Genomic DNA, 13383 nt, shown 5'->3' with positions numbered 1-13383 from the left:
ACCGCCCGCACACCCTCCGGGCGGAAACACAGACGACCGGCATCCGCATGGACCGCGAAGGTAAGTAACCTTGCATGCGGCTGTCCACCCACCCCGGTCTGCCCGGCCTGGGCGGTGGCGGAAAACGAGCGGGCATCGGAGGGGCGGCCGAGACATGGGTACGGGAGACCTGGGCCTCGACACTCGGACAACGAGTACAACTCGTACAGGGAGTTCTGTGATCACCGCGCGCGCGGCTGCCACTTTCGAACCGGTCGGGCGATCCGTCGCGACCGCCCGCTCCTTCGTACGCGACACCCTCCAAGGGTGGGGCCATGCCGACATCATCGACGACGCCGTCGTTCTGACCAGCGAACTCGTGACAAATGCCGTAGTTCACGCGGGCACATCCGCGGAGGTTCTGTGTCTACGGAGTGAGGATCACGTCCGGATCGAGGTCTCTGACCGCTACCCGGAGCGCGAGATTCCGCTGCAGTCGTCCGCCATGAACATGGGCAGCCCCGACCGCGAGGGCGGCCGCGGCCTCCAGCTCTGCGCCGCGCTCGCCGGCCGCTGGGGCGTCGACTATTCGGCCACCCACAAGCGGGTCTGGTTCCAACTCGACCTGCCCGAGCGCTCGGTGGGCACCCGCGCCGCGGGCCCCAACCTCCCCACCGACCTCCTCCCGCTCGCGGACCAGCGGGTCCGCGTGGCCGTCGTCCAGATCGACCGGGTCGGCGCGATCACCGGGTGGAACGAGGACGCGGAGGAGCTCTTCGGGTACGTGGCCGAACAGGTCACCGGCAAGCCCCTCACGGACTTCGCTGCATGGCCGCACACCCCCGGCACCAGCACGGGCATCGTCGACGCGCTCCAACTCTCGCGCTGGGAGGGCAGCTACGGCATCCGCACCTCCAACGGCCGCGTGACGCCCGTGTACGCCTCGCACCTGCGCGTCCGCGACACCGACGGCGACCCGTCCACCGTGTGCCTCCTGGTACGCGATCACGAGCGGGCCGTCCTCCAGACCCCGCTGCGCCTCCCCTCGCCCGACTCCGCGACGCACTCCGACAGCCAGGGCTCCGACCCGTTCGAGGTCTTCATCGGCTCGCCGGCCCCCGACGACCTCGACGGGCTGCTGCAGCGCACCGTCGAGCGCGCCCGCGACATGCTCGACGGCGACTCCGCGTTCCTGCTGCTCGCCACGGACGACGAGACGGAGCTGGAGGTCCGCGCCTCGACCGGCCTGCCCTCCGCACGGCAGCGCTTCGCGCGCGTGCCCGTCGAAGTCGGCCCCAACCGCTACGGCTCGGCCCGTATGCCCGCCGTTCACGAGGACCTGACCCAAGTGCCGGGCGCGGTCCCGCTCTTGAACGGCACGGGCATGCGCTCGGTCGTCACGGTCCCCCTCAAGGTCGAGGGCCGCCTCACTGGCTCCCTGGGAGTCGCGGCCGAGGCCCCGGACCGCTACTCGAACGAAGAGGCGCTACGCCTACAGTTCGCCGCCGACCGCATCGCGCTGGCCGTCGAGTCGGCCCGCCTCGGCGAACTCGAAAAGCTCCGCCGCGGCTCGCTCAGCTTCCTCGTCGAAGCCTCCGACCTCCTGGCGGGCACGCTCGACAGGGACCAAACCCTGGCGCTCATGGCCCAGATGACGGTCCCGACCCTCGCCACGTGGTGCGCGGTCTACACGATCGCCGACCAGGCCTCGGAGCCGTACCTCTCCTATGTGCTGCACGAGGACGAGGAGCGCATCGACGGCCTGAAGGCACTCCTTTCGAAGATCGCCCCGCCGGACCCGGTCCCGACTCCTGGCGCCCGCGTCTGGGCGGCCCCCGCCGAGGCGGCCCACCAGGCGGCTCTCCGTACGTCCATGAGGAGCCTGGGACTCGGCGAACCGGCCAGTGTCAGCTCCGGCATCGGCACGACGCTCCAGACGGCCTCCGCGGTCGGCGGCGAGACCGTCGTGCTCCCCCTCGTCGCCCGCAACCGCGTCATCGGCATGCTGACCCTCGGCAAGCCGACGGACGAGCACTTCCGCCAGGAAATCCTGGAGCTGGCCGAGGACTTGAGCCGCAGGGCCGCCCTGGCCCTCGACAACGCGCGCCTGTACTCGGAGCGCATGGCGATCAGCCAGTCCCTCCAGCGCAGCCTCCTGCCCCCGGAGCTCCCCGACGTCCCCGGCGTCGAGGTGGAGGTCATCTATCGCGCGGCCGGCGAGGGCAACGAGGTGGGTGGCGACTTCTACGACCTGTTCCCCATCCGGGACGGCGCGTACGGCTTCGCCATCGGCGACGTCTGCGGCACGGGCCCGGAGGCGGCAGCCGTCACCGGCCTGGCCCGCCACGCCCTGCGCCTGCTCGCCCGCGAGGGCTTCGGCGGCCCTGCGGTCCTGGAGCGCCTGAACGCGGCGATCCTCGACGAGGGCGCCCGCAGCCGCTTCCTGACCCTGCTCTACGGGGAGTTGTGGCCGCAGGAGGACGGCTCGGCGATCCTGAAGATGGTCTGCGCAGGCCACCCCCTCCCGCTGCGCCTGCGCCAGGACGGCACGGTTGCTCCGTACGCGGAGCCCCAGCCGCTGCTCGGCGTCATGGACGACCTGGAGCTGTACGAGCAGACGCTGACGCTCGACCCGGGCGACGTCCTGCTCTGCGTCACGGACGGCATCACGGAGCGCCGCGAGGGCAGCCGCATGCTCGGCGACGACGGCCTCGCGGATGTCCTCTCCACCTGTACGGGCCTTACTGCGGGGGCCGTTGCCGCCCGCATCATGCGCGCGGTGGAGCGCTTCGCCGCTGACGCCCCGTCGGACGACATGGCGATCCTCGCGATGCGCGTGCCGGGCCTGCACCACGACTGAGGCCGCCGGGGCGGGGGCAACGAAAAAGGCCTCCGCCCATTGGGCGGAGGCCTTAATTCAATGAGCCCCCAAGCGGAATCGAACCGCTGACCTTCTCCTTACCATGGAGACGCTCTACCGACTGAGCTATAGGGGCCTGTCGCTTTCGCGGTTTTCCGCTCGGCAACGAAATAAAGCCTACCTGATGTTGAGGCCCCTCCGAACCACCCCCCAGAGCGGCCTCAGAAGGCCGGCTGCAGCAATCCACCCAATGCGTTGCAGGCCTGCACGACGCGCTGCAACTGCCGCCGCGACATGGTGGCTTCGACCGGCAGAGCGAGCGTCTCGTCGGCGGCCAGCTCGGTTTCCGGAAGCGTGATGTCGAACCGGAAACCCGGCAGCCGGTGCACCGGCGTCTTCACCGGCACGTGGCACTCGACGCCCTTCCCGCGCAACACCCGGGCGAAAGCGTCCCGATCCGGCCGCCCATTACCGGGCACCCAGACCACGTACTGCTGATATGTGTGCCCTTCCTGCCCGACAGGCGTCCGTACGCCGGTGAGCCGCGCGCTCAAATAGGCGGCGTGCACGCGGCGTTGAGCCACCTCGTCGTACGACTTCTCGGACTCGCCCGGCTCCTCCAGCACAAGCAGGCCGTGACGCCGGCCCAGCTCCCGCAGCCGGGCGAGATCCGCCCGGTGCCCAAAGCGGTGCACGGCGACGACCGCGGCGGTGCGTGCGCTCACGCCTGCGGCTACGTGGGAGGGATCGATGCAGTATGTCTCCGGGTGAATGTCGGCGAAGACCGGCACGGCCCCCGCCCGCACGACGTCCTCGGCCACCTCGGTGTTCCCGAAGGCCGGCACGACGACTTCGTCCCCGGTACCGACACCTGCGGCTCGCAGCATTTCAACTGTGCCCATGACTCGGATCGTGCCCAGGCGACGTGAACGACGGGTGAAGCGCAACAAAAAAGAGCTGGTCCCCGAACCAAAAGGTTCGGGGACCAGCTCTTTTATAAAATTAGTTCGGCGGCGTCCTACTCTCCCACAGGGTCCCCCCTGCAGTACCATCGGCGCTGTGAGGCTTAGCTTCCGGGTTCGGAATGTAACCGGGCGTTTCCCTCACGCTATGACCACCGAAACACTATGAAACTGTCAACCGCACCGTAGTCGTGGCCCGACATACGGGGTTGTTCGTGGTTTCAGAACCAACACAGTGGACGCGAGCAACTGAGGACAAGCCCTCGGCCTATTAGTACCGGTCACCTCCACACCTTGCGGTGCTTCCAGATCCGGCCTATCAACCCAGTCGTCTACTGGGAGCCTTAACCCCTCAAAGGGGGTGGGAATACTCATCTCGAAGCAGGCTTCCCGCTTAGATGCTTTCAGCGGTTATCCTTTCCGAACGTAGCCAACCAGCCATGCCCTTGGCAGGACAACTGGCACACCAGAGGTTCGTCCGTCCCGGTCCTCTCGTACTAGGGACAGCCCTTCTCAATATTCCTACGCGCACAGAGGATAGGGACCGAACTGTCTCACGACGTTCTAAACCCAGCTCGCGTACCGCTTTAATGGGCGAACAGCCCAACCCTTGGGACCGACTCCAGCCCCAGGATGCGACGAGCCGACATCGAGGTGCCAAACCATCCCGTCGATATGGACTCTTGGGGAAGATCAGCCTGTTATCCCCGGGGTACCTTTTATCCGTTGAGCGACGGCGCTTCCACAAGCCACCGCCGGATCACTAGTCCCGACTTTCGTCCCTGCTCGACCCGTCGGTCTCACAGTCAAGCTCCCTTGTGCACTTACACTCAACACCTGATTACCAACCAGGCTGAGGGAACCTTTGGGCGCCTCCGTTACTCTTTGGGAGGCAACCGCCCCAGTTAAACTACCCATCAGACACTGTCCCTGATCCGGATCACGGACCCAGGTTAGACATCCAGCACGACCAGAGTGGTATTTCAACGACGACTCCACAACCACTGGCGTGGCCGCTTCAAAGTCTCCCACCTATCCTACACAAGCCGAACCGAACACCAATATCAAACTATAGTAAAGGTCCCGGGGTCTTTCCGTCCTTCTGCGCGAAACGAGCATCTTTACTCGTAGTGCAATTTCACCGGGCCTATGGTTGAGACAGTCGAGAAGTCGTTACGCCATTCGTGCAGGTCGGAACTTACCCGACAAGGAATTTCGCTACCTTAGGATGGTTATAGTTACCACCGCCGTTTACTGGCGCTTAAGTTCTCAGCTTCGCCACACCGAAATGTGACTAACCGGTCCCCTTAACGTTCCAGCACCGGGCAGGCGTCAGTCCGTATACATCGCCTTACGGCTTCGCACGGACCTGTGTTTTTAGTAAACAGTCGCTTCTCGCTGGTCTCTGCGGCCACCCCCAGCTCATGGAGCAAGTCCAATCACCAGGAATGGCCCCCCTTCTCCCGAAGTTACGGGGGCATTTTGCCGAGTTCCTTAACCATAGTTCACCCGAACGCCTCGGTATTCTCTACCTGACCACCTGAGTCGGTTTAGGGTACGGGCCGCCATGAAACTCGCTAGAGGCTTTTCTCGACAGCATAGGATCATCCACTTCACCACAATCGGCTCGGCATCAGGTCTCACCCTCATGTCTCCCGGATTTACCTAGAAGACGGGCTACACCCTTACCCCGGGACTACCATCGCCCGGGCTGGACTACCTTCCTGCGTCACCCCATCGCTCACCTACTACCAGCTTGGGCCGGCGGCTCCACCACTTTCCATTCCCCGAAGGGTCCGGAACGGCTTCACGGCCTTAGCATCACTGGATTCGATGTCTTTCGCGTCACAGCGGGTACCGGAATATCAACCGGTTATCCATCGACTACGCCTGTCGGCCTCGCCTTAGGTCCCGACTTACCCTGGGCAGATCAGCTTGACCCAGGAACCCTTAGTCAATCGGCGCACACGTTTCTCACGTGTGTATCGCTACTCATGCCTGCATTCTCACTCGTGAACCGTCCACAACTACCTTCCGGTGCTGCTTCACCCGGCACACGACGCTCCCCTACCCATCACAGCGGGCGTTGGCCCTATAGCTGCAATGACACGACTTCGGCGGTACGCTTGAGCCCCGCTACATTGTCGGCGCGGAATCACTTGACCAGTGAGCTATTACGCACTCTTTCAAGGGTGGCTGCTTCTAAGCCAACCTCCTGGTTGTCTCTGCGACTCCACATCCTTTCCCACTTAGCGTACGCTTAGGGGCCTTAGTCGATGCTCTGGGCTGTTTCCCTCTCGACCATGGAGCTTATCCCCCACAGTCTCACTGCCGTGCTCTCACTTACCGGCATTCGGAGTTTGGCTAAGGTCAGTAACCCGGTAGGGCCCATCGCCTATCCAGTGCTCTACCTCCGGCAAGAAACACACGACGCTGCACCTAAATGCATTTCGGGGAGAACCAGCTATCACGGAGTTTGATTGGCCTTTCACCCCTAACCACAGGTCATCCCCCAGGTTTTCAACCCTGGTGGGTTCGGTCCTCCACGAAGTCTTACCTCCGCTTCAACCTGCCCATGGCTAGATCACTCCGCTTCGGGTCTTGAGCGCGCTACTAAATCGCCCTATTCGGACTCGCTTTCGCTACGGCTTCCCCACACGGGTTAACCTCGCAACACACCGCAAACTCGCAGGCTCATTCTTCAAAAGGCACGCAGTCACGACGCATTGAGTAAACTCAATGCGCGACGCTCCCACGGCTTGTAGGCACACGGTTTCAGGTACTATTTCACTCCGCTCCCGCGGTACTTTTCACCATTCCCTCACGGTACTATCCGCTATCGGTCACCAGGGAATATTTAGGCTTAACGGGTGGTCCCGCCAGATTCACACAGGATTTCTCGGGCCCCGTGCTACTTGGGTGTCTCTCAAACGAGCCGTTAATGTTTCGACTACGGGGGTCTTACCCTCTACGCCGGACCTTTCGCATGTCCTTCGCCTACATCAACGGTTTCTTACTCGTCTCACGGCCGGCAGACCGTAAAAGAGAGATCCCACAACCCCGCACACGCAACCCCTGCCGGGTCTCACACGTATACGGTTTGGCCTCATCCAGTTTCGCTCGCCACTACTCCCGGAATCACGGTTGTTTTCTCTTCCTGCGGGTACTGAGATGTTTCACTTCCCCGCGTTCCCTCCACACTGCCTATATATTCAGCAGCGGGTGACAGCCCATGACGACTGCCGGGTTTCCCCATTCGGAAACCCCCGGATCAAAGCCTGGTTGACGACTCCCCGGGGACTATCGTGGCCTCCCACGTCCTTCATCGGTTCCTGGTGCCAAGGCATCCACCGTGCGCCCTTAAAAACTTGGCCACAGATGCTCGCGTCCACTGTGCAGTTCTCAAACAACGACCAACCACCCGTCACACACCAAGAACCTTGGTGCTTCACCGGGGCCGGCACTGAAGGCGACCTCACGGCCGTACCTTCAGACACCCAACAGCGTGCCCGACACCCTCGCCACTCGTGATCAGCTTTCCACGCTCCGAAGAGCAGTACTTGCAGCCCGAGATGACTGACGGTGCCGAATAATCAACGTTCCACCCATGAGCAACCACCGTCGAACGTTTGCCGACGTAGTGGCCTCTGACCTCATCCCGTAGGACTCGGTAAGAAGTGCTCCTTAGAAAGGAGGTGATCCAGCCGCACCTTCCGGTACGGCTACCTTGTTACGACTTCGTCCCAATCGCCAGTCCCACCTTCGACAGCTCCCTCCCACAAGGGGTTGGGCCACCGGCTTCGGGTGTTACCGACTTTCGTGACGTGACGGGCGGTGTGTACAAGGCCCGGGAACGTATTCACCGCAGCAATGCTGATCTGCGATTACTAGCAACTCCAACTTCATGGGGTCGAGTTGCAGACCCCAATCCGAACTGAGACCGACTTTTTGAGATTCGCTCCACCTTGCGGTATCGCAGCTCATTGTATCGGCCATTGTAGCACGTGTGCAGCCCAAGACATAAGGGGCATGATGACTTGACGTCGTCCCCACCTTCCTCCGAGTTGACCCCGGCGGTCTCCTGTGAGTCCCCATCACCCCGAAGGGCATGCTGGCAACACAGAACAAGGGTTGCGCTCGTTGCGGGACTTAACCCAACATCTCACGACACGAGCTGACGACAGCCATGCACCACCTGTACACCGACCACAAGGGGGCGCCTGTCTCCAGACGTTTCCGGTGTATGTCAAGCCTTGGTAAGGTTCTTCGCGTTGCGTCGAATTAAGCCACATGCTCCGCTGCTTGTGCGGGCCCCCGTCAATTCCTTTGAGTTTTAGCCTTGCGGCCGTACTCCCCAGGCGGGGCACTTAATGCGTTAGCTGCGGCGCGGACAACGTGGAATGTTGCCCACACCTAGTGCCCACCGTTTACGGCGTGGACTACCAGGGTATCTAATCCTGTTCGCTCCCCACGCTTTCGCTCCTCAGCGTCAGTAATGGCCCAGAGATCCGCCTTCGCCACCGGTGTTCCTCCTGATATCTGCGCATTTCACCGCTACACCAGGAATTCCGATCTCCCCTACCACACTCTAGCTAGCCCGTATCGACTGCAGACTCGGGGTTAAGCCCCGAGCTTTCACAATCGACGTGACAAGCCGCCTACGAGCTCTTTACGCCCAATAATTCCGGACAACGCTTGCGCCCTACGTATTACCGCGGCTGCTGGCACGTAGTTAGCCGGCGCTTCTTCTGCAGGTACCGTCACTTTCGCTTCTTCCCTGCTGAAAGAGGTTTACAACCCGAAGGCCGTCATCCCTCACGCGGCGTCGCTGCATCAGGCTTTCGCCCATTGTGCAATATTCCCCACTGCTGCCTCCCGTAGGAGTCTGGGCCGTGTCTCAGTCCCAGTGTGGCCGGTCGCCCTCTCAGGCCGGCTACCCGTCGTCGCCTTGGTGAGCCATTACCTCACCAACAAGCTGATAGGCCGCGGGCTCATCCTTCACCGCCGGAGCTTTTAACCCCCATCCAGGAGAATGGGAGTGTTATCCGGTATTAGACCTCGTTTCCAAGGCTTGTCCCAGAGTGAAGGGCAGATTACCCACGTGTTACTCACCCGTTCGCCACTAATCCACCCCGAAGGGCTTCATCGTTCGACTTGCATGTGTTAAGCACGCCGCCAGCGTTCGTCCTGAGCCAGGATCAAACTCTCCGTGAATGTTTCCCCGTAATCGGGGTGACACACACGAGAGCGGAACAGTCGGAGGAATAATCCGACCGTTCACAGCGTCCTCGCTGTGCGCCTGCCGACCCAAAGGCCTGCAGGACTTTTCAAAGGAACCTCGCCCCAGCAGATGCTGGAGACGGGGTATCAACATATCTGGCGTTGATTTTTGGCACGCTGTTGAGTTCTCAAGGAACGGACGCTTCCTTTGTACTCACCCTCTCGGGCTTTCCTCCGGGCGCTTCCCTTCGGTACTTCTTTGCAGTGTTACTGCGTGTTTCCAACTCTACCAGATCCGTTTTCCGTTCCGTTTCCGGTTCGGATTTCATTTCCGGTGGCCGTTGGAGGGCCTTTGCCTTTCGGCGGTGCCGACTTTATCAGAGATTCTGAGTCGGAATTTCCCGCCCCTGTCGGGAACTTGGTCCGAGCACCGTGGTGCGCCGGGTTCCCCTTGAGCGGAGCCGTAAACGTACTGGAGCGGGGCGCCCCGATGCAAATCGAGGCGCCCCGCTCCTTACGTGCCTCAGACCTCGACGACGACCGGAAGGATCATCGGGCGTCGGCGGTACGTGTCCGAGACCCACTTGCCCAGCGTGCGGCGGATGAGCTGCTGCAGCTGGTGGGGCTCGACGACGCCGTCCTGGGCCGACTTCTCCAGGACGTCCTGGATCCTCGGGAGGACCGCGTGGAACGCCGAATCCTCGATACCGGAACCACGGGCCTGGATGTTCGGGCCGCTGGTGATCTTGCCGGTGCTGGAGTCCACGACCACGAAGACCGAGATGATGCCCTCGTCCCCGAGGATCTTGCGGTCCTTGAGCACGGGCTCGCCGATGTCGCCGACGGAGAGACCGTCCACGTAGACGTAGCCGGCCTGGACCTTGCCGGAGATCTTCGCCTTGCCCTCGACGAGGTCGACGACGACGCCGTCCTCGGCGATGACGATGCGGTCGTGCGGGACGCCGGTGAGGGCGCCGAGCTCGGCGTTGGCGCGCAGGTGGCGCCATTCGCCGTGGACCGGCATCAGGTTCTTGGGCTTGCAGATGTTGTAGAAGTACAGGAGCTCGCCCGCGGACGCGTGGCCCGAGACGTGCACCTTGGCGTTGCCCTTGTGGACCACGTTCGCGCCCCAGCGGGTCAGGCCGTTGATCACGCGGTAGACCGCGTTCTCGTTGCCGGGGATCAGCGACGACGCCAGGATCACCGTGTCACCGGAGACGATCCGGATCTGGTGGTCGCGGTTGGCCATGCGGGACAGGGCGGCCATCGGCTCGCCCTGGGAGCCCGTGCAGACCAGGACGACCTGGCTGTCGGGCAGGTCGTCGAGCGTCTTGACGTCCACCACCAGGCCGGCGGGGACCTTCAGATAGCCGAGGTCCCGGGCGATGCCCATGTTGCGGACCATCGAGCGGCCGACGAAGGCGACCCGGCGGCCGTACTCGTGCGCGGCGTCCAGGATCTGCTGGATGCGGTGCACGTGGCTGGCGAACGAGGCCACGATGATGCGCTTCTGGGCGCTCCCGAAGACGCCGCGGATCACGTTCGAGATGTCGCGCTCGGGCGGGACGAAGCCCGGGACCTCGGCGTTCGTCGAGTCGGTGAGGAGGAGGTCGATGCCCTCCTCGCCGAGCCTGGCGAAGGTCGGGAGGTCGGTCAGGCGACGGTCCAGCGGGAGCTGGTCCATCTTGAAGTCGCCGGTGTGGACCACCATGCCCGCCGGGGTGCGGATGGCGACGGCCAGCGCGTCCGGGATGGAGTGGTTGACCGCGATGAACTCGCAGTCGAACGGGCCGAGCCGCTCGCGCTCGCCCTCGGAGACCTCGAGCGTGTACGGGCGGATGCGGTGCTCCTGGAGCTTCGCCTCGATGAGAGCGAGGGTCAGCTTGGAGCCGATCAGCGGGATGTCCGGCTTCTCGCGGAGGAGATACGGGACGGCGCCGATGTGGTCCTCGTGGCCGTGCGTCAGGACGATGCCCTCGATGTCGTCGAGGCGGTCCCTGATGGACGTGAAGTCCGGCAGGATCAGGTCGATTCCGGGCTGCTCCTCCTCGGGGAAGAGCACTCCGCAGTCGACGATCAGCAGACGGCCTTCGAACTCGAAGACGGTCATGTTGCGCCCGATCTCACCGAGGCCGCCGAGCGGGGTGACCCGCAGGCCGCCCTTCGGAAGCTTCGGCGGGGCGCCGAGTTCAGGATGCGGATGACTCAAAAGACTCTCCTCAACCACGCGCGCCACGTACCTGTAGGCACGTGGCGCGCATGACGTTCGTGCAATAGCAGTTGTGGTGGTTCCTGGGGTCTTGCTGTTCAGTTGGTAATTCTGTTCATTCAGTTGTGAAGCTTTGCAAAGTCTGTGATCAGAGTTGTACCCCGCCGGCGGCAAGATCGATCTTGAGCTGGGCCGTTTCTTCCGGGGTGAGTTCCACGAGCGGCAGCCGCAGCGGTCCTGCGGGGAGGCCCTGGAGGCCGAGGGCGGCCTTCGTCGTGATGACACCCTGCGTGCGGAACATGCCGGTGAACACCGGGAGCAGCTTCTGGTGGATCTCCGTCGCCTTGTGCACGTCACCCGTCGTGAAGGCGTCGAGCATGGCGCGCAGCTCGGGCGCGACGACGTGGCCGACGACCGAGACGAAGCCGCACGCGCCGACCGAGAGCAGCGGCAGGTTGAGCATGTCGTCGCCGGAGTACCAGGCGAGACCCGAGCGGGCGAGGGCCCAGGAGGCGCGGCCGAGGTCGCCCTTGGCGTCCTTGTTGGCCACGATGCGCGGGTGCTCGGCGAGACGGACGATCGTGTCGGTGTTGATCGGAACGCCGCTGCGGCCCGGAATGTCGTAGAGCATCACGGGGAGCTCGGTCGCGTCGGCGATCGCCGTGAAGTGGCGGAGCAGGCCCTCTTGCGGGGGCTTGTTGTAGTACGGCGTCACAGCGAGCAGGGCGTGCGCACCGGCCTGCTGGGCCTGGCGGGCGAGCTCGATGCTGTGGCGGGTGTCGTTGGTGCCGACGCCGGCGACGACGTGGGCGCGGTCACCGACCGCTTCGACGACGGCTCGTACGAGATCCGATTTCTCCGCGTCGCTGGTGGTCGGGGACTCGCCGGTGGTGCCGTTGACGACCAGGCCGTCGTTGCCTGCGTCCACCAGGTGGGCGGCGAGCCGCTGCGCGCCGTCGAGGTCGAGTGCGCCGTCCGCCGCGAAGGGCGTAACCATGGCGGTGAGGACCCTCCCGAAGGGGGTCTGCGGAGTGGAGGTCGGAGCCATGGGTAACACGCTACTCGCTGCTCAGTACCGGGTCCCCCCTCGGGGGATGCGACAAGTCTGGACGAATCGCCGACAAGCCTGACAAAGATGGAGCCCGGCACTGCCTGCTCGGGGGTTCAAGCAGTGCCGGGTCCGTTTGATCAGGCTAGATGAACTTTACGAAAAGCCGCAATACGGACACTTCGGTCGAGCGCCCGTACATCTGTGCCGATGCCCGGACTACGGCGCCACACGACCGTTGGCATTGAACGCCGCGTAGGTGAGCGGCATGAGCGCGGCCCACTCCGCCTCCATCTTCTCGCCGACCATCTCGATCTCCCGCTGCGGGAAGGACGGCACCTTGGCGAGCTCGTGCTGCGTGCGCAGGCCGAGGAAGTGCATCAGCGAGCGCGCGTTGCACGTCGCGTACATCGACGAGAACAGGCCGACCGGGAGCACCGCGCGGGCCACCTCGCGGGCGACACCCGCGGCCAGCATCTCCTGGTACGCCTCGTACGCCTGGCGGTACGAGTCCTCCATCACGCGGCCCGTCAGCTCCTGCTGCGCCTGCGTGCCCTCGACGAACCGGTACTTGCCCGGGCGGCCCTCCTGGACCAGCTTGCGCTCGGCGTCCGGGACGTAGAACGTCGGCTGGAGCTCCCTGTAGCGGCCCGACTCTTCGTTGTACGACCAGCCCACGCGGTGTCGCATGAACTCACGGAAGACGAAGATCGGGGCGCTGATCAGGAACGTCATCGAGTTGTGCTCGAAGGGGCTGCCGTGCCGGTCCCGCATCAGGTAGTTGATCAGGCCCTTGGAGCGCTCCGGGTCCTTCGACAGCTCGTCGATCGACTGCTCGCCGAGCGTCGAGACGCGGGCCGCGAACAGCACGTCCGTGTCGCTCGCGGTGTGCTTCACCAGCTCGACGGTGACATCGCCGCGGTACGTCGGCTTGAGGTCTTCAGCTGGGGTTTCGGTCATGCTGCCGGGGTCCTTCCCATCACTTCGCAAGGGCGGCGCCCACTCTACGGGCCACGACTGACAACAGGTCATTCGCGCGCTTCTCACGACGATCTCCGGCGAAGAGGAGCGAAGTTTGGTGAATTTGGTGAAACAGGGCACCCTT

The 13383-nt window shown here is 63.7% G+C and carries 5 protein-coding genes, 1 tRNA gene and 3 rRNA genes; 1 reads left to right on the top strand and 8 read right to left on the bottom strand.

Features of this window, described 5'->3' with window-relative positions:
• Nucleotides 1-217 precede the first annotated feature (217 nt).
• The gene (locus OG746_RS13915; RefSeq protein ID WP_266714900.1) at nucleotides 218-2839 is read left to right on the top strand and encodes a SpoIIE family protein phosphatase; all 2622 of its coding nucleotides are present in this window, start codon (nucleotides 218-220) and stop codon (nucleotides 2837-2839) included.
• Nucleotides 2840-2902: 63 nt separating this feature from the next.
• Here the strand turns inward: OG746_RS13915 and OG746_RS13910 are convergent.
• The 8 genes from OG746_RS13910 to thyX all read right to left on the bottom strand — a co-directional run bounded on the left by OG746_RS13910 (nucleotide 2903) and on the right by thyX (nucleotide 13238).
• Nucleotides 2903-2975: transfer RNA gene (locus tag OG746_RS13910), tRNA-Thr, on the bottom strand.
• An 85-nt stretch (nucleotides 2976-3060) separates the two neighbouring features.
• Complete coding sequence (locus OG746_RS13905) at nucleotides 3061-3726, bottom strand: DegT/DnrJ/EryC1/StrS family aminotransferase (protein ID WP_266718919.1); 666 nt, start codon at nucleotides 3724-3726, stop codon at nucleotides 3061-3063.
• A 118-nt stretch (nucleotides 3727-3844) separates the two neighbouring features.
• Nucleotides 3845-3961, bottom strand: a 5S ribosomal RNA gene (rrf, locus tag OG746_RS13900).
• A gap of 91 nt (nucleotides 3962-4052) precedes the next feature.
• Nucleotides 4053-7175: ribosomal RNA gene (locus OG746_RS13895) — 23S ribosomal RNA — on the bottom strand.
• A 314-nt stretch (nucleotides 7176-7489) separates the two neighbouring features.
• Nucleotides 7490-9015 (bottom strand): 16S ribosomal RNA (locus tag OG746_RS13890).
• The 16S, 23S and 5S rRNA genes sit together here, the layout of an rRNA operon.
• 529 nt (nucleotides 9016-9544) lie before the next feature.
• The gene (locus OG746_RS13885) at nucleotides 9545-11230 is read right to left on the bottom strand and encodes a ribonuclease J (RefSeq protein ID WP_266714899.1); all 1686 of its coding nucleotides are present in this window, start codon (nucleotides 11228-11230) and stop codon (nucleotides 9545-9547) included.
• Nucleotides 11231-11378: 148 nt separating this feature from the next.
• Nucleotides 11379-12278 (bottom strand): 4-hydroxy-tetrahydrodipicolinate synthase, encoded by a 900-nt coding sequence (gene dapA, locus OG746_RS13880; RefSeq protein WP_266714898.1) that lies wholly within the window; start codon nucleotides 12276-12278, stop codon nucleotides 11379-11381.
• A 219-nt stretch (nucleotides 12279-12497) separates the two neighbouring features.
• A complete protein-coding gene (thyX, locus tag OG746_RS13875) occupies nucleotides 12498-13238 on the bottom strand; it encodes an FAD-dependent thymidylate synthase (RefSeq protein ID WP_266714897.1) in 741 nt (246 codons plus the stop codon).
• Between the last annotated feature and the right edge of the window lie 145 nt (nucleotides 13239-13383).

Source organism: Streptomyces sp. NBC_01016 (genome assembly GCF_026341035.1).
GTDB lineage: Bacteria > Actinomycetota > Actinomycetes > Streptomycetales > Streptomycetaceae > Streptomyces.
Note: the sequence above shows the minus strand (reverse complement) of the source record. Positions and strands in the feature narration are given on the sequence as shown.